Here is a 20,304-nt window from a genome sequence, read left to right on the forward strand (position 1 = left end):
AGAAGTTAAGCCCGCCAGAGCCGATGGTACTGCAGTAAAATGTGGGAGAGTAGGTCGGTGCCAAATCTTATCGTCCAGGCGACGTTAAACTTAAACCCTTCATCTATAAGATGAGGGGTTTTTTGTTATATGCACTTTTCACATCCCTCCCTTTCGTATCTCACCATAAATTGGTAATATCGTAACAAACTGCAGGCCTGCACGCTCTAAACCATATGTATATCAAAAAAGGATTAACCTTATTGCTGCTGCTATTTTTGTGCGTGCCTTTAAAGGTTTGCGCGCAATTTATTGACTGGGATGCCCACCGGCCCCTCACCTGGGCCGATTTTGAAGGAAAGTTTGATAAGGCCAACCCGTTTGATTCGTACACCCTGGCCAATGTTAGTTACACCTACCACTGGCAAAAAGGCGACAGGTTGTTATCCTACCAATTCAAGATAAAGAATGTGCTGCTTAAAGATTCATCGTGGGTGCGCAAAAATAAGGAGACGCCTGCGCTGCTAAAGCACGAGCAACTGCATTTTGATATTGCCGAACTGTATGCCCGCAAGCTGCTATTGGCTTTTAACGCTAAAATTTACACCGCTAACTACGATCAGGAGATAAAAAATATTTATGCACGGATACTAAAAGATACGCGCGATATGCAGGCCCGGTACGATTTGGAAACCGATCACTCAAAAAATAAGGCGGAGCAGGCACAGTAGGAAAGCTATATGGCTGCCCAGCTTCAACAGACCCCGCCTTATCATTAACGCCCATACCCGCTATACTAACGCTAAGCGCGGCGACACCAACAAGGCGCGACTAACTAAACTTGTGGGCCAGGTTATAAGCTCTGCCCTTAATAGGTTTGCTGGGGCGATATGGTTTGTTTAACCGCGTTTACCGCATCCTCTACAGCATGGCTGGCGTACGACTGCACATCCTTAACAATATCGGGCGGGTTATCCATAAAGTCGCTTAAAATGGACGAGCCGTCCTCGCGTTTTTTGGTGATATATTGTATCCCGTAGGCAACTGCTGCCCCCAGCACAAATGTTTTAATAAATCCCATAGTTTTTAAGTTTAATATCACAGCGCAAAGTTGTTAGGTTATAAAGGATTGAGGGGGTAGATTTGTTTGTAGGTTTTTTCGTGTACCATATTATTACCTATAATGCTACAAACTAGAATACTTACGTCCGCAAAAAAGGCTTATGAAGTTTAGCTTCATAAGCCTTTTTGGTTAATAAATGGTGGCGTAGCGGTGTCAGCGCTTAATTATATCGCTGTATTTTGGGGGCTTAGTGTATTGAGTTGGTAATCTCGCCCCTGCTAATACTTGCTGAGGGACCATCGCAGCGGGTAAAAATGTTATTTATTTTTATCTATTATTATTTATAATTATTCGTTTGTGATTTTGCCTGCCTATGCTGTTATTTATTTTAGTTGAATTTACCATGCTATTTACAGGGACCTGGCAATCCCCAGTTCCAGTCCGCGCAGCTCGGCCAATCCACGCAGGCGGCCAATGGCGCTGTAGCCCGGGTTGGTCTTTTTGGTCAGGTCGTCCAGCATCTGGTGGCCGTGGTCGGGCCGCATGGGGATGTTTACCTTCCTGTTTTGCATTATTTTAACCACCTCTTTTACAACGCTGTACATATCTACGTCGCCTTCCAGGTGATTGTCTTCATAAAAATCGCCGTCGGCATTGCGGCGGGTACTGCGCAGGTGCAGGAAGTTGATACGATCGGCAAACTGGGCCACCATAGCGGGCAGATTGTTATCCGGCCGCACCCCGAAGGAGCCGGTGCAGAAACATAAACCGTTGTTAAAGCTGGGCACGGCTTTTACAAGTGCCTCAATATCAGCGGCTGTGCTAACTACGCGCGGTAACCCTAAAATTGGGTACGGCGGGTCGTCGGGGTGTATCACCATTTTGGTGCCGCATTCATCGGCCACGGGGATAACCTGCTGCAGGAAATAGATCAGGTTGGCACGCAGCCTGTTAGCATCTACGCCTTTATAAGTATCAAGCGCCGCCTGGAATTTCTCGAGGGTGAAACTCTCCTCGCTGCCCGGCAGGCCGGCTATAATATTGCGTTGCAGCAGGGCTTTATCAGCATCGCTCATACCCTTAAAACGCTGCTCGGCACGGATGATCTCGTCGCTGGTATAATCATCTTCGGCGCCTTTACGCTTCAAAATAAACAGATCGAACGCCATAAAAGCGGCTTTCTCGAACAGCAGGGCTTTAGAGCCGTCCTGGACAGTGTAGGCCAGATCGGTACGTGTCCAATCCAGCACCGGCATAAAATTATAGGTAATTATATGGATACCGCAAGCGGCCAGGTTGCGTATGCTTTGTTTATAGTTGTCGATATATTGCAGATAATCACCGGTTTGAGTTTTAATGGCTTCGTGTACAGGTACACTTTCTACCACGTTCCATATCAGGCCGGCGTCGGTCACCTGTTGCTGCCGTTTGCGTATCTCATCTACCGTCCAAACCTGTCCGTTGGGAATGTGATGCAACGCACTCACCACGCCTGTACAACCAGCCTGGCGGATGTCGGCCAGACTAACGGGATCGGCAGGGCCATACCAGCGCATGGTTTGTATCATATGGTAAGGTTGATTTTGGGGATTGCTCATAGGTGTTTTTTTGTTAGTGTATTTAATCTGTCTTCAAAAATAAAAATACAGCTTAAACATTTGCATTTTTTATTAATTATAGCTGCGATTAGAAGTAAGCTAAATTAACATCATAAATTATAAAAAGCGATTAATTAGTGTCAAATCGACAAGAATTATAGGGCATTATATTATGCGAAATTTATAGTATTTATAAGGTTATAATGAAAAATTTAATAAAAACACACGCAAATAATAACTTTTTTTAAATGTTAAAAAAATGCCAATTTGATAATAACTCAACCATATATTCATTGTTTTGATTAAAATGGTAATTTATCATGTTAATATAGCTGAATAACTGGCTAATTTTACGAAACATTTCTATTGAATTTATGGTGTAATTGCTTTCACCAATTTTAACAGTAAACAATCATTTGTAGCGTATAGGGGAAGAGCGTCTCAATATTTTAACTGCGTGCGTAGTCAGACTGCGTGTCAGTAAAGTTTTTGGCCGGTAAAAGTTTACATAGTGTGCCGAAAGCAATTAACCAATTCCAATTATTAAACTAAAACTAAGTATATGAAAAAAAGATGTACTCACATTTTATTTAAACCTATTTCAAAAAAATCGGGAATAGCCCGATTAAAAAACAATGCGGCAGTACTATTGCTGTTATTGCTGTTCAGTGTATTTACCATCCCGGCCTGGGCGCAAAATGCTATTAAAGTTACCGGTGTTGTTAAGGATAATAAAGGAGCTACCCTGCCAGGGGTTAGTGTAAAAGTAAAGGGTACCACGGTAGGTACGTTAACAGATATTGACGGGAAGTACAGTCTTAACGTACCTAATACCTCGGCAATATTGGTATTTAGCTATGTAAGCTTTAATACCAAGGAAGTAACTGTTGGCAGTAACAAAGCTATTGATGTAATCCTGACAGACGCTTCTACAGATCTAAGCGAAATTGTTGTAACTGGCTACGGGCAATCGGTAACCAAGCGCGATTTAACAGGATCTATTGCTACTGTAAGCGCCAAACAAATCGAAGAACGCCAGCCAGTTAACTTGGCAGACGCTTTACAGGGGCAAATTGCTGGTGCACAGGTTGTTACAGATGGTGGCGATCCATTCTCGCAGGGAACCATCCAGATTCGCGGTGCTTCATCACTAAATAGCACTGGTAACGGGCCACTATATGTAATTGACGGAGTTATTAACAATGATGCTAACTTTTTGAACCCAGCTGATATTGCTTCAATTGAGGTATTGAAGGATGCATCTTCTGTAGCCATTTACGGTTCACGCGGAGCTAACGGCGTAATTATCATCACCACCAAAAGGGGTAAGGAAGGCAAGCCAAATGTAAGGGTAGATTACTATCACCTGTTTGGAAAGCTTGCACATAAACTGCATACCGTGTCGGCTAACGATTTGCGTTACTACCGTTCGCAACGCGGGGATGGTAATGCTACGCTTATTGATTCGACCAACCATTACCTGAATGCCGATAATGATTACCAGGACCTGTTGTTCAGAACCGGCAATAAAGATAATTTGAGTGTAAGCGTGAGCGGCGGTCAAAAAGGATTGACTTATTATACGGGTGTAAACTATTATTCAGACAAATCTATTGCGATTAATAGCTATGCTCAAAATGTACGGGTAACGTCAAACGTTGATTATCAGGGAAGTGAGAAACTTAAAATAAGCAATAATCTGTCTTATTCCTACATCACCGGTAATAGTATTGATGTTGGTTCATCGGCTAAACAAGTGTTTGAACGTAATCCGTGGACGTCGCTTTATAAGCCGGATGGTACTTATAATGGATATATCGAGTCAAAAAGAAACCCTGTAGCACAAGCGGTATATGGACAAAATGTACCTACGAATATTAGCGTACAGGATAATATCATGGTAAACTACCAGTTGTTAAAGGAGCTGAGGTTCACCACATCATTTAATAGTAGACTGGACAATAAAAACACTGCCAAATTCACGCCCGATATTATAACTAATGGTAGTGCGGGGCCCAATTCAGGCAGTAACGAGTTAGATAAGATACTAACTTATGAATTCCAGGCTTTTTTAAACTATAATAAAACATTTGTAAAAGATCATCACGTTACTGGTTTACTGGCATTTACCCGCGACAGGACCCGGGAAGATGATTACCAGTTTGCCGGTACCAACTATTTGAGCGAACTGGTACATACCACCAATGTAGCCACGCTTAATTTAGCCAACGGCGCCACAGCATATGATGCTACCTATTATGGGTCAGAATCTGTATTTGGCCGCCTGGGTTACGATTATAAAGGGAGGTATTTTATTAACGGAACCTTAAGGCGCGATGGTTCAAGCAGGTTTGGACCGGATAACAAATGGGGCAACTTTTACGCCGGCGCTATAGCATGGCGTTTCTCTGACGAGCCTTTTATGGCATGGACTAAAAACTGGCTGGATGATGGTAAATTACGTTATACCATAGGTACAGCAGGTAACGACAGGGTGGGTAACTTTACCTATTCATCTTTTATTGATTTTGGTGGAGGTAGCTATAATGGCAGCAATATTGCCTATCCCGATACGCAAATTGGTAATCCTACTATTAAATGGGAATCAACCAAAACGCAAAATTTTGGTTTAGACCTAACCCTGCTAAAAGGCCGGTTAACTATAACTCCTGAGTACTATATTAAAGCCACTTATGGGTTATTGTACCCAAAGAAAACACCTGAAGAATCGGGTGTAGTACAAGGTTCTATCAACTTGGGTAATATCGAAAGCCGTGGGTTTGAATTAGCTATAAGCGGTACTCCAATAAGCAAAAAAGACCTTTCATGGAATGTTAATGCTAATATTACTATCCAGAATGCAGCCGTAGTAAAATCACTGGCCGATCATCAGCCATACATTGTTAGTACATCATTCCAGATAAAAGAAGGCGGGCATGTAGGCGATTTCTATCTGCTTAAAAACTTAGGGGTTTACCAGTACGATGTATCTAACGCCTATGCAGCGGATGGAAGCCGCTTAACCCCAGTTGGCGTGGTGGTTGATAAGGCTACCAATACATCAACTGCAACCGGTTATACTTTAAATGGCCAGCCTTACACCGGCCCTATTCATCAGATATCCCGAAACGGTTATGTGCTTAAAGGTGGTAACACCATGTGGCAGGATACCAATAATGATGGTGTTATTAATGATGATGACCGTATAATTACCGGTAATGCTATACCTAAATTCTTCTTTGGTATAAATAACTACGTTAAATACAAAGGTTTTAGCCTGAACTTCTTGTTCAACGGTTCATTTGGTAATAAAGTTTATAACTCCGTGGCTAACGGACAAAATGCATTTAGTTCAACCTATTCGCCGCCTACTTATGCCGCTATTTACAATTCATGGCATAACCAGGGCGATGTTGTTACTTACCCCAACTTTAGGACTATAAATAAGGATCAATATGGCGATATTAGTAATGGTATTAATAGCCTGTATATGGAAGATGGTTCGTTTATCCGTTTATCAAGCGCTAAACTGACTTATGACCTGGGAGCAAGACTGGCTTCCAAAATCAAATCCAGATCCATTCAGCTATATATTTATGGTAACAACCTGGCCACGTGGACAAATTACGACTGGTACGATCCGGAGTTTACATCATCTAACGTACTTTCACAAGGGATAGATGGTGGTAAATACCCACGCCGCAGAGAAGTGGGTATAGGTGCGGTTGTGAATTTTTAATGTGTTATAAATAAAAAATTTGTGATGAAAAAAATATTAAATATTGCGGCCTGTGTAAGTATGATTGTACTTATTGGCAGCTGTAAAAAAGATGTTTCCCTTAACTCGCTTGACCAGGCATCGCCCGATACCTATTTTCACAGCGGTAAGGATATCACTGCTACTATTGCAGGTATATATGCCTCATTTCAAGTAGAAATGATAGGCAGTGGCAGCACTGCTAAAAGTAGCGCGTATGATGATGCTAATATTGGCGGCTTTTACCATTACTGGGGCGAAGGCAGGTCTGATAATTTTGACCGTTCTCAATATCCCAATTCCATTATTAATGAATTGGCGGCAAATAACCTTACTTATACCGATGCCGCGACAGATTGGGCGGGCCTTTACCGTACTATATTCAGGGCCAATATTGCCATTAAATATGTTCCGCAGGTTATAAAATATGATAACACGGTTACGCCAACTACTATTAATAATGCATTAGCCCAGGCTTATGCTATGCGTGCCGAAAGTTATTTTTACATTGTAAGGCTATGGGGCGATGCGGTAATATGGAAAGAACCTTATCTTGATATTACACAACAGGCCACAAGGCCACGTTCGCCGCAGGCTAAAGTAATAGATTCGGTTATTATCCCCGACCTGTTAAATGCTTATAAACTACAGCAAACACAGCAAACACCTGTGGTATGGACCATTGGCGAAGGTGCAATTTGTGCCATACTGGCTGATGTTTACATGTGGAAACATGATTATGTGAATGCTAAACTGTGGATGGAAAACCTGTGGAAAGCAAAAGGGCCAACCGGAAAAGCGTACACGGGAGGAACGGCTACTACCCTTGAACCAGCCGCTACGTGGAAAAATGTTTTTTTAACCCCGACCGCCTCAAGTGAACCTATCTGGAGTATAGCCTGGGATTATACCGTGAATGGTTGTGCCTGTATACCGCCGGCCGTGCAAAATAACAATAACCCTATTAAAGTAGATTCATTATTGCAGGCTAACTGGAAAAAGAATAAAACAGATATACGCATGCTGCAAACTATTGATACATTAACTACTACTGGCCACGCAGATAAAATGTATAAATATTATCCTTTCCAGGTAAATGTCCTTACTAAGGCGCAAGGCTTCGACCCGAATTTTACTAATATTTATTTACCAATGTACCGCCTGGCCGATATGTATTTATTGTATGCCGAAGCAGTAAACCAATTAGGGGATTTACCTACAGCACTTAAATATCTGAACTATATACACTTTAGGGCAACCGGTGTAAACTATCCAGCAACGCAATTCACAACAAAAGCCGCCATGGAAGATGCTATTTTGCAGGAAAGACAATGGGAGCTATATGGCGAGGGCAAACGCTGGTTTGATTTGGTACGTACTAATAAAGTACAAACTGTAATGGATCCTATCCTTATCCGCCGTCAGCGTAATGCAGGCAGTCCGCAGGTAGGTTTTGGCAATCCACAAAAGATCTTGTGGCCTGTTAGCCAATCAGCTTTGCATGCTAATAATTTATTAACTCAAAACCCTGGCTATTAATTACTGTAGATATGAAAAAGATAAAACTTTTATTTGCAATAACATTGCTGATATGTACGGCAGTAATTTCAAGCTGTACGTTGTTTGGCCTTAAAAAGCAAACAGATTTTAACCGTGTAACCAACGTGGATACCATTGATGCCCATTTGTATAAAACAGCATGGGCATATATAAAAGCCCGCTCGTATGCAACAAGTGTAGCCAGGGATACCATTTTCAGGCGGATGTATGATGCCATTATATATTCGGGGATTGATACTAACGAATATATTAAACCGGGACGAACCTATATTTTGATCAACAATAACTCGGTTAAGGCATTGTTTGCAAGCGTATTTACGTCAGCTAATAAAGCGGGGAAAAAGTGGCAGGACTATAGCGCTGCTGATGTTAAAACATATTTGCAATACCTGATATTGCAGGGGCAATACTCGCATTTTAGTTTACCAACCACTCCGTTTTTTGCAAAAACATTAGCCCCTGCCGGTGCATATACTACCAATCCTACAGGGTTTAATTTCAGGTCACCTGGTGTAGCTACGTATTTTCCAAACCCCGAGTCAACAATGGCTATTTGGGTGCTGCCTTCATCACCCGGTAACCAGTCTGATTATCCCTTGGTTATTAATGGTTCTGCTAATTATGTATACACAAGCGATTTAATGCCGACAAATGGTGTGATACAAGTAATGAATACCATAGTTACGCCGGTATTACCGCAATAAAAATAAATACACCCTTGGGTCAGCTATCATTTTTTTAGATGATAACTGACCCATTTTTTATGATACCTGTGAGAAAATTAAAGTCGCTGCTTATTCTATTATTGGCCACTGCCGGCCATATTACTATTGCCCAGCAAAAAACCCGGTTAATAAACAACTGGGAATTTGTGCGCCAGGATTTAGGCGGTGTGTGGGAGGCCGTACGCCCGGTAACCCCAGGCAACCCAGAAAGCCTGCCCATATGGGATAAAGTGAACCTGCCGCATTGTTTTAACGCCCGCGATGCTGTAGATCCTGATGTAAATTATTACCAGGGCCCGGGTTGGTATCGTACCACACTGAATATTAATAATCCCTATGCTAATGGCCGTACGCTTCTGCATTTTGAAGGTGCCGGACAAAAAACCGATGTATATGTATACACCACTAAAGTAACATCGCACCTGGGCGGGTATGATGAATGGACTGCCGACATTACTAAAGCGGTTGAAGATTTTAAAAAGACCGACGTTTTCAATAAACAATTTAAGGGTAAAGTACCTGTCGAGATCCGCTGCGATAACTCGCGCGATTTGGAAAGTATACCATCTCAGCTGTCGGATTTTAACGTTTATGGGGGCATTTACCGCTACCTGAATTTGGTTTATGTGCCGGCACTGTCGTTAGATAAGATCTTCGCTTCAGCGGAGGTTGATAAGGCAGGCGTTTTAGGCAAACTGGATATTAAAGCGAGGTTTTATAATCCGGGCAACAGCCAATCGGCCCAAGGCAAAATTGAAATAACAGACCCCCAGGGTAAAGTTATCGCATCAGCACCCTATAATTTAAACGCGATAAATACGGATGTAAAACTGGCGGGTTTCCAGGTGAAAAAGCCAAAGTTATGGTCGCCTGCCGACCCTGCTTTGTATAAAGTAACCGTTACGGTAAAATCGGGCGACCAAACTTTCACACAAACCGAGAAAGTAGGTTTCCGCAATTTTGAATTTGTTGATAACGGGCCATTTAACCTGAATGGAAAACGCTTGTTATTGCGCGGCACCCATCGCCACGAGGATAATGCCGGGGTTGCAGAGGCCATGACCGAAGATATGATGGTGAAGGAAATGCAATTGATGAAGGATATGGGTGTCAACTTTATACGTTTAGGGCACTACCAGCAATCGCGCATTATTTTGAACCTGTGCGATAGCCTGGGTATACTGGTTTGGGAAGAAGAGCCCTGGTGCCGCGGCGGTTTAGGCGGCGAAGTCTATAAAAACCAGGCCCGCGCCATGCTGACCAATATGATTGAACAACACTACAATCACCCGGCTATTATTTTATGGGGTTTAGGTAACGAGAACGATTGGGCGGGCGATTTTCCTGAATTCGACAAAGCCAAGATACACGCGTTTATGGCCGAGCAGAATGACCGTGCCCATCAGCTCGATCCGTCGCGCAAAACCACCATCCGCCGTTGCGATTTTTGTGCCGATGTGCCCGATGTATATTCACCTTCTATCTGGGCTGGCTGGTATCGCGGTATTTATACTGAATACAAAAAAACCACTGAAGAAGAATTTAAAAAAGTGAAGCATTTTTTCCATGCCGAATGGGGCGGGGATAGTCATGCCTTACGCCATTCGGAGAACCCGGATAATGCATTAAGCAAAGTAAAAACCGGCACAGGAACCGATGAGCGCCTAGGCGATGCATCGCTGGTTGGCGGCGCGGCCCGTGTTTCAAAAGACGGCGACTGGAGCGAAAGCTATATCTGTAACCTGTTCGACTGGCATCTGAAAGAGCAGGAAACGATGCCCTGGTTAACCGGTTCGGCATTTTGGATATTTAAGGATTTTTCAACGCCTATCCGCCCGGATAACCCTATCCCTTACATGAACCAGAAAGGGGTGGTTGAAAGAGATATGACGCCGAAGGAATCGTACTACGTATTCCAGTCGTACTGGACGGAAAAACCTATGGCGCATATCTACGGTCATACCTGGCCTATCCGCTGGGGTGAAGCCGGGGAATATAAAATGGTGAAAGTTTATTCTAACTGTGATAATGCCGAACTATTTGTAAACGGCAAAAGCATGGGCATTAAAAAGCGCAACAGCCAGGATTTTCCTGCGGCGGGGCTACATTGGCAGGTAACATTTAACAAAGGCAAAAACAATATTAAAGTAATTGCACACAAAGGGAAAACAACAGTAACCGACGAAATAGACCAGGAATATCAAACTGATAAGTGGGATAAACCAGCGCACATGGTGTTTCAGAAAATTGCCGAAGTTAACGGCATAATTACCGTACAGGTAAAACTGGTGGACAGCAAGGGTATACAATGCCTCGACGCGGTTAATTGGGTGAATTTTTCACTGGCCGGCGATGGTAAATTGCTGGACGATCTGGGTACATCAAGCGGATCGCGGAAGGTGCAGGTATATAATGGCCGCGCTATCATCAGCCTAAAAACTAATGGCGGTAAAAGCGTAGTTGGGGTGGCTTCGCCCGGGCTGCAAAGCGTATTTATAAACCTTTAATAAAATGAAACATCTGCCTAAAATAATAGGGACAATTGCCGGCGCATTATTTATACAAATAACAATCGCCCAAAGCAATGATGCTAACCTGAAATTGTGGTATAATAAGCCCGCTAACGCCTGGGAAGAAGCATTGCCTTTAGGGAATGCCACTACAGGCGCCATGGTATTTGGCCGTGTAAACATAGAACGCTACCAACTGAACGATCATACGTTATGGTCGGGCGGGCCGGTGCCGGGGAACAACCCACAGGGGCCAGCACATTTACCCGAAGTACGCCAGGCAGTGTTTGACGGTGATTATAATAAGGCTGCATTGCTTTGGAAAAAATACCTTCAAGGTCCGTATTCAGCCCGTTACCTGCCGCTGGCCGATCTGTTCCTGAACTTTAATTTAAAGGACAGTACCGCTGCAAATTACTACCGTAACCTGGATTTAAATACGGCTACGGCCACAGTAAAATATAATATTGGGGGCGTGAATTATCAGCGCGAAACCTTTATCAGTTATCCCGGCAGGGTAATGGCAGTACATATTACCGCCGATAAAAAAAGGGCGATTAATTTTACTGCAAAACTTACCAGCAAGCTGCATTTTACCACGTCGCCACAAGGCGGCAACTTACTGGTATTAAAAGGAAAAGCACCAAAGTATGTGGCTAACCGCGCCGATGAAAAAGACCAGGTATTATATGGCGACCCCAATGGCGAGGGCATGAATTTTCAGGTTGATTTGAAGATTAAAAATGTGGGTGGTAAGGTGAGCGCCGCAGGGGACGGTTTACAAGTTACTGGTGCCGACGATGTGACATTGTATTTAACTGAAGCCACCAGCTATAACGGCTTTGATAAATCGCCGGGATTGAACGGCAAGAACCCCGCAATTGAAGCTAATGCCAATTTAACAAAGGCATCGGGCCAAACCTTTACACAGTTAAGGGCAGCGCACATTGCCGATTACCAGCGCTTATTTAAACGGGTTAAATTTGATTTGGATACTAACCCGGGCATGGCAAAAATGCCGACTGACGAGCGCCTGAAAAATTTCAAACCAGCTAATCCTGATAAGCAATTACAAACGCTGTATTATCAGTTTGGCCGTTACTTGCTTATCTCCAGCTCGCGCCCGGGTACACCGCCCGCTAATTTGCAGGGTATCTGGAGCGACGCCGTGCAGCCGCCATGGGGCAGTAACTATACTACCAACATTAATACCGAAATGAATTACTGGCTGGCCGAGAATACCAATCTTTCAGAGTGCCACCAGCCGTTGTTTGATTTTTTAAAGGAATTAACAGTTAACGGCGCTGTTACCGCTAAAACAAACTATAACATTAACGAGGGCTGGGTAGAGCATCACAACTCGGATATCTGGGCAAAAACATCAACCGTAGGGAACTACGAAGTTGACCCTAAGGCCGCGCAACGCTGGTCGGCATGGCCGATGGGCGGTGCCTGGATGAGTTTGCACTTGTACGATCATTACCTGTTTACGGGCGATAAAAAATTCCTGAAGGAAACAGGCTACCCAATAATGAAAGGCGCGGCCCTTTTTATGCTTAACTGGCTGGTAACCGATCCCAAAACGGGCTTGCTGGTCACCAATCCATCTACCTCACCCGAAAACACGATGAAGAAGGATGGCAAGCAATACGAAGTAAGTATGGCTACTACCATGGATATGTCTATCATCCGTGAATTGTTCAGTAACTGCATCAATTCGGCTAATGCATTGGGTATTGATGCCGGTTTTGTGCAGCGGGTAAAGTCGGCATATGCTAAACTATACCCCTTCCACATTGGGCAGGAGGGACAGTTGCAGGAGTGGTTCGGCGATTTTGACGACCCGAAAGATACGCACCGCCATATTTCACATATTTTCAGTTTATTCCCTGGCAGGCAAATCTCGGTGTTTAACACACCCGACTTGGCAGCTGCGGCTAAGCAATCTATGATCTTCCGCGGCGATGTAAGCACAGGCTGGTCAATGGCCTGGAAGGTGAACTGGTGGGCGCGCCTGCACGATGGCAACCATGCTTATAAAATTTTAGGGGCAGCATTTAATTATATGAACCCATTGGAGCAAAAAGAAACGATGGGCGGCGGGGGCACTTACCCTAACTTGTTTGATGCCCATCCCCCGTTCCAGATTGACGGTAACTTTGGCGGCACTGCCGGCATGACCGAAATGCTGCTGCAAAGCCAAAATGGCGAGTTAGAGCTATTGCCTGCTCTACCCGATGCCTGGCCCAGCGGCACTATTAAAGGGATCAAAGCCCGCGGCAATTTTGAAGTAAGCATGAAATGGGATAAGGGTACACTTACTAATGCCACCATCCTATCTAATAATGGCGGAAATTGTCGCCTGCGTACGCCTGTGCCGGTGAAGGTTTTGGGTGCTGTGTCTGTTAAAGCAAGAGGAAATAATATCAACCCGCTTGTACAGGTACCAGTTGTGCCGGTTTATGAAAAAAACAATAAAAATGCACTGGCTGATATCACCTTTAACAAAGGATATGTGATAGATTTTAAAACTGAAAAGGGAAAGAGTTATACCATTGTAGCACAGTAATTACGGGAGCAATGAAAAAGGTTTGTGTGATAATTATACTGTTTATCTCATCGGCGCTGACCGATGCGCAAGACCGTGCAGCCTGGATGCAAACGGCCAAATTTGGCGTAATGACCCATTACCTGCCCGATTGGCTTAAACAAACCGAAAAGCTAAACATCGATGTAAAAAAATGGAACGAACTTGTCGATCATTTTGATGTGGATGGCTTAGCCGACCAGGTAAAATCTGTGGGTGCTAATTATATGATATTTACCATAGGGCAAAACTCGGGCTTCTACGTATCGCCTAATAAAACTTACGACCGGATAGTCGGGATCAGTCTCACAAAATGCTCGCGCCGCGATTTGATTGCCGATTTGGCCGATGCCATGCATAAACGCGGGTTAAAATTTATGGTATACCTGCCATCGGGTGCACCCAATGGCGATTCAGTTGCTAAAAAAGCCTTGCAGTGGCAAAACGGGGCGCATCCTAACAAGGAATTTCAAAGCAACTGGGAGCAAATTATCAGGGAGTGGTCGGTACGCTGGGGTAATAAGGTAGATGGCTGGTGGTTTGATGGCTGTTATTGGCCTAATGTGATGTATCGCGGCGAATCGGCCCCGAATTTTAAAAGTTTTGCCGCTGCCGCGCGTGCCGGTAACCCTAATAGTGCCATAGGTTTTAATATGGGGGTAATGTATCGTATTACCAGTGGTACACCTTACGAAGATTATATTGCCGGAGAGATAAATAAAGATGACCAACTAAGTATTAACAAACCTTATGACGGGAAAATTGACGGCGTGCAAATTCACGTTCTCAGTTTTTTGGGCGAGAAATGGGGAATGGGCAACCCGCGTTTTACAACAGCGCAAGTTATCGGCTACAGCCAAAAGTTATGGGATGTGAAAGGCAGCATGACCTGGGATGCGCCCATACAAAGCAACGGGCATATTTACCAGCCCTTTATTGATCAGCTAACCGAAGTAGGTAAAGCGTTAAAAAAATAGATACGAAACAAATATGAGATACAAATATATATTACTGCTTTTTATAGTTTGTTGTACTGCCGCCAGCGCACAGTCTATAGTATGGACACAGGTGCAACCGGGCGTATGGAAAGGCATAGTAGGTAAGCCCGAAGCTTTTAATTTATTAAGCGCGGCAGGTGCCACCCCATATACTGCGGGTTTGCAGCAAATGGGTAAGGCAGCTTTTCCTTTAGCGCAGCAGGATATTGCCGTAACAGTTGCTGATGGCAAAACCTATTTGCGTTTCCCCTTAGCTAAAGCCGAACAGTTATTTGGCTTTGGGTTGAATTTTCAAACGGTATACCAGCGGGGCAAAGTACTAACCTTGCATGTAGATAATTACGCCGGTAAGGATAACGGGCGCACCCATGCGCCAACGCCGTTCTATGTATCATCTAAAGGTTATGGGGTGTTTATTAATTCGGCGCGCTATATTAATGTTTACGCCGGTTCGGCTGTTAGGCGCGATAGTAAAACACCTGCCGAAGTAAAGGACAGGAACCTTGATAAAGCCTGGTCATCACACCCCTATTCCGACGCGGTAGAAATGCTGGTGCCTGCCGCCGGCGTAGAAATTTATGTATTTGCCGGACCTACTGCTATGGATGCTGTGCGCCGTTATAATCTGCTAAATGGCGGCGGTTGTTTGCCACCCCGCTGGGGCTTAGGCTTTACTCAGCGCGTGCAACGCCTAACCGACGCGCAAGGTGTAGCCGACGAAGCCAAAGCTTTTGAAGAAAAAGGTTTCCCGCTTGATTTTATTGGGTTGGAACCAGGCTGGCAAAGTAAATCGTACCCCTGCACATTCGAGTGGGATAAAACCCGTTTCCCCGAACCGCAGAAAATGGTGCAGGACATGCTGAAAAAAGGTGTGCGCATTAATTTGTGGACCAACCCTTACATATCGCCCGAATCCCCGATTTATAAAAGTATTTTGCCCTATACTGGAAGTCATACCGTTTGGAACGGCGCCGTGCCCGATCTGACCATGCCTGAAGCACGCAGGATCTTTTTCGGCGAACTTTATAAAGGCAAGGTTGATATCGGCGTAAGCGGCTACAAAATGGATGAGGTAGACGGCGGCGATGGTTACCTGTGGCCCGATGTAGCTACATTCCCATCAGGCCACAGTGCTGAACAAATGCGCCAAACTTACGGCTTAATGATGCAGCGTTATACCTATGAAATGTACCACCAGCAGAACCAGCGCACTTTTGGTTTGGTACGCGCATCCAACGGCGGCGGTTCATCTTTTCCGTATGTGATCTATAACGATTATTATAACCATCAGGATTTTATAACAGCCCTTATTAACAGCGGCTTTGCCGGGACATTATGGACGCCTGAAGTACGTGCTTCTAAAACGGCCGAGGAATGGCTGAGGCGTTTTCAATCAAACGTGTTTTCGCCGATGGCTATGATCAATGCCTGGTCGAGCGGAACCAAGCCGTGGACATTCCCCGAAGTTACCGACCAGATAAAAGCCTTCGCTAACCTGCGCATGCAGATGATGCCTTATTGGTATAGCGAATTTGCTAAATACCATTTCCAGGGTATCCCGCCGTTTAGGGCTATGAATTTAGAGCCGGGCTTTACCGTCAATGAAGCAAAAAAAGAAAATAAGAAAACCGACCTGGAGGAGAACCCCTACGAAGAAGCTTCATCAAAAGAAGTGAAAGACCAATATATGGCCGGCGAAAATTTATTGGTAGCGCCCATGTTTACGGGGCAAACCAGTCGTAAAGTGATACTGCCCAAAGGCAAGTGGTACGATTTTTACACAGGGAAATATGCGGGGAATGGCGAGGTGATCAGCGTTAACCCCGGGCTGGATAAGATCCCGGTTTATGTGAAGGACGGGGGCATTATACCTATGATGCCGGCCATGCTCCACGCACCAAAAGCTGGGCAAAAGGTAGACATTGAAGTGCGTTACTATGGCGAAAAGCCGGGTATCTATACGCTGTATGACGATGACGGCGAAACCTTTAACTACGAAAAGGGAGCATATAGCTTTCGCGAGATAAAGGTGAGCAAGGCAGGCGGCAGCATATCGCCGGCGGTAAAAGGCAAGCCGAATAATATTGGGAAAGTGACGTTTAAAATAATGACAGAGTAAGCGTGCATTAATTAGGTTGTCATTGCGAGGAGCGCAGCGACGTGGCAATCACGTAGTATGCTAATCAAACTATATGCTTGCGCTCGTCTATGACGAGTGCTTAAAATAGTTCAGCGTCTGCGACGCTTATTTTTATTAAAAAACATAAAAATGAAAAATATTAAAATATTAATCAGCAGCATGTTATTTGTATGCTGTGCCTTAAGCATATCATCGTGGAAAAGCGATGTAAAAGATGATATGAAAGCGCAGATTGTAGCTACACTGCGTAAACAAACGCTTGCCGAGGCTGCCTGGGCCCTGCAGCAAAAGCCAGTTACGGTAACTGCAGAAACCTGCCCGCGCAGTGCGGGTGGCAAGCACGATTTTTATTCGGAGGGGGATTACTGGTGGCCGGATGAAAAGAACCCCCACGGCCCGTACATCCAAAAAGATGGGATGACCAATCCTGATAACTTTGTGGCGCACCGCCACGCCATGATCCGTTTCAGCCAGATCATCGGCGCGCTGGCATCGGCCTATAAAATTACCGGCAATGTGAAATATATCAAGGCCGCGCAAATACACCTGCGTGCCTGGTTCACCGATCCTGAAACCCTGATGAACCCTAATCTGCAATATGCGCAGGCTATTAAGGGCGTTGCTACCGGCCGGGGCATCGGTATTATTGATACCATCCAGTTGATGGAAGTGGTACAAGGCTTAGAAGCAATGGAAGGCTCGGCCGCGCTGGATAAGCAAACATTGACAGGAGTGAAAGAATGGTTCAGCAAATATATTACCTGGCTAACAACGCATCCCTACGGGAAGGACGAAATGAATGCTAAGAATAACCACGGCACCTGCTGGTGTATGCAAACGGCCTGCTTTGCCAAATTTACAGGTAATACCGAAGTAATGAAGTTTTGTTCGGACAGGTTTAAAAATGTTTTACTGCCCGGCCAAATAGAGGCTAACGGCAGTTTCCCGCAGGAACTAAGGCGTACCAAACCCTATGGCTACTCTATTTTTAACCTGGATGCCATGACCACCCTTTGTCAGATATTAAGCACCAAAGAAGATAACCTGTGGGAATTTAAAACCCCCGATGGGCGAAATATCCGCAAAGGCATCGAGTTTTTACAACCCTTTTTAGCCGATAAAAGCAAGTGGCCCTACCAGCACGATGTGATGCACTGGGAAAGCTGGCCGGTGGCGCAGCCTGCACTGGCTTTTGGCGCAGTGGCCTATCACGACCAATCGTTTTTGGACACCTGGAAAAAACTGGACCATAACCCGAAGGACGAAGAGATCATCCGTAACCTGCCGGTAAGGCATGTGTTGATTTGGATGTAATGACGACGGTGGATTGAGGAAGGCTGTATAATTAATATTGCTAAGTTTTGGATAAAAAGTGATAATTCATGTCAAAAAAGCTTACTATTTGGACAAAAGCGGTAAAAAATAATCCGGCAAATAGTGCTCTATTGCAATATCCAATTAACCGTTAAAGTTTACTGATTATGTGTATCAATTATAGAAAGTTGCTTTATAGCGCATGGGCATTAGCTTTAAGTTTAGCATCGTTCTCAACCTTGGCCCAAAACACAGGTGATGAGGCCGGGATGCAAAACTCAGCCAAAGCACGGGATCAAAAAGAGATAAATAAAGCTGTTAATGGCTGGTGGACAGCCAGCATGAAAACACATGACAGCCGAATAGAATGGTGGCGCGAAGCGCGTTTTGGGATGTTTATACACTGGGGTATATATTCGTTACCCGGCGGCGAATGGAAAGGTAAGCAGGTTACCGGTTACGCAGAACACTTAATGCGTAAGGAAAAAATACCGCGTGCGGAATACCTTGAACTGGCCCATAAATTTAACCCGGTAAAATTTAATGCCGACGAATGGGTGCGCACCGCCAAGCGTGCTGGGATGAAGTATATGATCATTACTTCCAAACATCATGATGGTTTCGCCATGTATAATTCACAAGTATCTGACTATAATGTAGTAAAACAAACGGCCTGGCATCACGACCCAATGGCCGATCTGTCTGCCGCCTGCAAAAAATATGGGTTGAAATTTGGCTTCTATTACTCGCATGCGTTTGATTGGGAACATCCCGATGCGCCGGGTAACGATTGGGAATACGGCAATCCCGGCGGCGATCTGAAATTATTCGGTGGCGAATTTTGGTATGATATACATCCCGAATTGCTGCCTAAAGCCACCAAATATGTAAATGAGAAAGCTATACCGCAAATACAGGAACTGATTAGGTTGTATCACCCGGATATTTTATGGTTTGATACCCCCGGCAAATTGCCGTTCTCTGAAAACCTGCGTGTGCTTGAAGCCATTCGTGCGGTAGACCAAAATGTAGTTGTGAACGGACGGCTGGCCCGCAATGGCAATATGAACTATGGCGATTACCAAAACACAGCCGACCGCCCGGCCGAGTTTTTCCCGGTGGAAGGCGATTGGGAAGCCATCCCGACAACCAATGAATCATACGGGTATTCCAAATACGACCATAGCCATAAACCGGCCAGTCACTTTATTAAATTGGTGGCAAATTCGGCCTCAAGAGGCGGCAATTTGCTATTGAACATTGGCCCCAAAGGAGATGGCGAATTTGACACGAAAGACCAGCAAATATTGGATAGCATTGGCAAATGGATGGATGTAAATAGCGAAAGTATTTACAAAACCACCAAAACGCCGCTGCCTTTTCAAAACTGGGGCGTATCTACACGTAAAGGGAATTTGCTTTATCTGCAAGTATTTAACTGGCCCAGAAATGGTAAACTGGTAGTGGGGGGCTTGAAAAGCAATATCGCAAAAGCGTATTTATTAGCTGATGCGGGTAAAAAACCGTTATTGGTTAAACGTATCGGTCCGCTGGATGTCCAATTGAGTGTGCCGTTAACCGCTCCGGATAAGGTAAGCAGTGTAATTGTGCTGGAAACCAACGGTGCTATTGTAACCGACCCGGTGAGGGTTTTAGACGCAAAAGATTATACCAACCGCTTGCTGGCTTTCGATTCGGATATGCAACCGCATGAATTTCACTTTGGCGATGGCAAAGCCGGTAAGTATTATATAGACCGCTGGAATAAAAAAGACCACCCGGTTAGCTGGCAATTCAGGTTGTTGGATGTTGCTAAATACAAAGTGATTATTAAATATGTAGCCGATACCGATGATGCAGGGACTTACGAATTAACATTAGGCAGCCTGGATAAAAAGCAAGCAGTAGAAACAACGGATAAGGGTGATAAAACGATAACACAAACATTGGGTGAAGTAAGTTTACAACCAGGTATGCATACATTAAAAATCACTCCGGTTGAAATCCAAAAATCGGGCTTAATGAAAATACTGGAGGTGCAGTTAGTACCTTTGAAATAAGAGCCAAAATGAA

The 20,304-nt window shown here is 44.5% G+C and carries 12 protein-coding genes; 10 read left to right on the forward strand and 2 right to left on the reverse strand.

Translation table 11 applies throughout. The annotated features are described in order from the left end of the window. Window positions 1-215: 215 nt before the first annotated feature. Window positions 216-710: a DUF922 domain-containing protein gene (locus tag IRJ18_RS00005; protein ID WP_194104149.1), complete on the forward strand. Its 495-nt coding sequence runs from the start codon at window positions 216-218 to the stop codon at window positions 708-710. A 137-nt stretch (window positions 711-847) separates the two neighbouring features. Here IRJ18_RS00005 and IRJ18_RS00010 read toward each other — a convergent pair whose 3' ends face one another. Beyond that, complete coding sequence (locus IRJ18_RS00010) at window positions 848-1,060, reverse strand: YtxH domain-containing protein (RefSeq protein ID WP_194104150.1); 213 nt, start codon at window positions 1,058-1,060, stop codon at window positions 848-850. 392 nt (window positions 1,061-1,452) lie between these two features. Next, complete coding sequence (gene uxuA / locus IRJ18_RS00015) at window positions 1,453-2,640, reverse strand: mannonate dehydratase (RefSeq protein ID WP_228072452.1); 1,188 nt, start codon at window positions 2,638-2,640, stop codon at window positions 1,453-1,455. A 562-nt stretch (window positions 2,641-3,202) separates the two neighbouring features. Here uxuA and IRJ18_RS00020 point away from each other — a divergent pair. From IRJ18_RS00020 to IRJ18_RS00060, 9 genes are all read left to right on the forward strand, one after another. Further along, window positions 3,203-6,379, forward strand: a complete 3,177-nt coding sequence (locus tag IRJ18_RS00020; RefSeq protein WP_194104151.1) for a SusC/RagA family TonB-linked outer membrane protein — start codon at window positions 3,203-3,205, stop codon at window positions 6,377-6,379. 24 nt (window positions 6,380-6,403) lie between these two features. Beyond that, window positions 6,404-7,936: a RagB/SusD family nutrient uptake outer membrane protein gene (locus IRJ18_RS00025; RefSeq protein WP_194104152.1), complete on the forward strand. Its 1,533-nt coding sequence runs from the start codon at window positions 6,404-6,406 to the stop codon at window positions 7,934-7,936. 11 nt (window positions 7,937-7,947) lie between these two features. Beyond that, complete coding sequence (locus IRJ18_RS00030; protein ID WP_194104153.1) at window positions 7,948-8,661, forward strand: hypothetical protein; 714 nt, start codon at window positions 7,948-7,950, stop codon at window positions 8,659-8,661. Between the two features lie 59 nt (window positions 8,662-8,720). Beyond that, entirely contained in the window at window positions 8,721-11,189 is a 2,469-nt protein-coding gene (locus IRJ18_RS00035; protein WP_194104154.1) for a glycoside hydrolase family 2 protein, read from the forward strand. 4 nt (window positions 11,190-11,193) lie between these two features. After that, the gene (locus IRJ18_RS00040; RefSeq protein ID WP_194104155.1) at window positions 11,194-13,761 is read left to right on the forward strand and encodes a glycoside hydrolase family 95 protein; all 2,568 of its coding nucleotides are present in this window, start codon (window positions 11,194-11,196) and stop codon (window positions 13,759-13,761) included. An 11-nt stretch (window positions 13,762-13,772) separates the two neighbouring features. After that, window positions 13,773-14,756, forward strand: a complete 984-nt coding sequence (locus IRJ18_RS00045) for an alpha-L-fucosidase (RefSeq protein WP_228072454.1) — start codon at window positions 13,773-13,775, stop codon at window positions 14,754-14,756. A 13-nt stretch (window positions 14,757-14,769) separates the two neighbouring features. Then, the gene (locus IRJ18_RS00050) at window positions 14,770-16,896 is read left to right on the forward strand and encodes a glycoside hydrolase family 31 protein (RefSeq protein WP_194104156.1); all 2,127 of its coding nucleotides are present in this window, start codon (window positions 14,770-14,772) and stop codon (window positions 16,894-16,896) included. Window positions 16,897-17,046: 150 nt separating this feature from the next. Continuing rightward, complete coding sequence (locus tag IRJ18_RS00055; RefSeq protein ID WP_194104157.1) at window positions 17,047-18,231, forward strand: alginate lyase family protein; 1,185 nt, start codon at window positions 17,047-17,049, stop codon at window positions 18,229-18,231. A gap of 167 nt (window positions 18,232-18,398) precedes the next feature. Further along, a complete protein-coding gene (locus IRJ18_RS00060) occupies window positions 18,399-20,291 on the forward strand; it encodes an alpha-L-fucosidase (RefSeq protein WP_194104158.1) in 1,893 nt (630 codons plus the stop codon). The last annotated feature ends 13 nt before the right edge of the window (window positions 20,292-20,304 follow it).

It is taken from the genome of Mucilaginibacter boryungensis, assembly GCF_015221995.1.
Classification (GTDB): domain Bacteria; phylum Bacteroidota; class Bacteroidia; order Sphingobacteriales; family Sphingobacteriaceae; genus Mucilaginibacter; species Mucilaginibacter boryungensis.

Bases quoted from the DNA above. Each gene is read 5' to 3' on its own strand.
- IRJ18_RS00055 (WP_194104157.1), top strand. From the start codon at position 17,047: ATGAAAAATATTAAAATATTAATCAGCAGCATGTTATTTGTATGCTGT.
- IRJ18_RS00035 (WP_194104154.1), top strand. From the start codon at position 8,721: ATGATACCTGTGAGAAAATTAAAGTCGCTGCTTATTCTATTATTGGCC.
- uxuA (WP_228072452.1), bottom strand. From the start codon at position 2,640: ATGAGCAATCCCCAAAATCAACCTTACCATATGATACAAACCATGCGC.
- IRJ18_RS00040 (WP_194104155.1), top strand. From the start codon at position 11,194: ATGAAACATCTGCCTAAAATAATAGGGACAATTGCCGGCGCATTATTT.
- IRJ18_RS00030 (WP_194104153.1), top strand. From the start codon at position 7,948: ATGAAAAAGATAAAACTTTTATTTGCAATAACATTGCTGATATGTACG.
- IRJ18_RS00010 (WP_194104150.1), bottom strand. From the start codon at position 1,060: ATGGGATTTATTAAAACATTTGTGCTGGGGGCAGCAGTTGCCTACGGG.
- IRJ18_RS00005 (WP_194104149.1), top strand. From the start codon at position 216: ATGTATATCAAAAAAGGATTAACCTTATTGCTGCTGCTATTTTTGTGC.
- IRJ18_RS00060 (WP_194104158.1), top strand. From the start codon at position 18,399: ATGTGTATCAATTATAGAAAGTTGCTTTATAGCGCATGGGCATTAGCT.
- IRJ18_RS00045 (WP_228072454.1), top strand. From the start codon at position 13,773: ATGAAAAAGGTTTGTGTGATAATTATACTGTTTATCTCATCGGCGCTG.
- IRJ18_RS00050 (WP_194104156.1), top strand. From the start codon at position 14,770: ATGAGATACAAATATATATTACTGCTTTTTATAGTTTGTTGTACTGCC.
- IRJ18_RS00020 (WP_194104151.1), top strand. From the start codon at position 3,203: ATGAAAAAAAGATGTACTCACATTTTATTTAAACCTATTTCAAAAAAA.
- IRJ18_RS00025 (WP_194104152.1), top strand. From the start codon at position 6,404: ATGAAAAAAATATTAAATATTGCGGCCTGTGTAAGTATGATTGTACTT.